Source organism: Falsirhodobacter sp. alg1 (assembly GCF_000739715.2).
In the GTDB taxonomy this organism is placed as follows: Bacteria; Pseudomonadota; Alphaproteobacteria; order Rhodobacterales; family Rhodobacteraceae; genus Falsirhodobacter.
Genome location: NZ_BBJC02000043.1, coordinates 1 through 833 on the forward strand (window position 1 = coordinate 1; position 833 = coordinate 833).

Below are 833 nucleotides of genomic sequence, written 5' to 3' on the forward strand. Positions count from 1 at the left end.
GAAAGTGTGGATCTGCCCGAGATCGTGAAAACGCTGACCGCGGAAGCAAAAATCCCGCGCTAGGCCCGCAGGCGCGCCCTTTCGCGTTGCAGCCAAAGCGCTGTGATCAGAAGGGGCGCGTTCTGGATTTCCCCCGTTGCGACCAGATCCATCATGCGGTCGAACGGAATCAGGTGGCCGCGGATGTCCTCGGCCTCCTCCGCCACACCGAAAACACCCGCCGCATCATCCGGCAGGTCCGTCAGGGCCACATAGGACGTGATGAATTCGGCCTTGGCCGCCGGGGACGGATAATAACCGCCCACATATTACGATGAAATACTCCTGCACTTCGGGATTATGGAAATTGAAGGTCGGCTGCTCGCTCAGGAAATTATGCATGTAGAACTGGCGTCGACCGGCATCCCATGTCCATGCCGGCCCGCCAAAAATGGCCAGCCAGTTGTTCGGAGGCGTGCCATCGGGTTTGGGATCGGCCCAGATGAACCAATCCGCCTTGGGGTTGGTCCGGTCCAGCCGGCTTTCCTCGAACAGCGGATGGATCAGGGCGCAATGGCTGATGACCTGATCGATGATGACCTTCAGCCCCAGATCATGGGCCACCCGCAGCAGTTCGTCAAAATCCTCCAGCGTGCCGAAATCGGGGTGGATGCCGTAATAGTCGGAAACGTCATACCCCATGTCCAGCATGGGTGAGGGAAAACGGGAAGCCAGATTGCATCCACCCCCAGGGACGCCACATGCGGCAGCCGCCGGGTGATGCCCTTCAGGTCGCCGATCCCGTCACCGTTCGAATCCTGAAACGAGCGGGGGTAGATCTGATACGTAACCGA

At 59.5% G+C, this 833-nt stretch carries 1 protein-coding gene and 1 pseudogene; both read right to left on the bottom strand.

What is annotated here, in order from left to right; genetic code table 11:
- Positions 1-59: 59 nt before the first annotated feature.
- Complete coding sequence (locus TR36_RS14045; RefSeq protein ID WP_062763539.1) at positions 60-251, bottom strand: hypothetical protein; 192 nt, start codon at positions 249-251, stop codon at positions 60-62.
- Between the two features lie 61 nt (positions 252-312).
- Positions 313-833: pseudogene (locus tag TR36_RS14050) on the bottom strand (alpha-amylase family glycosyl hydrolase); the annotation flags it as partial.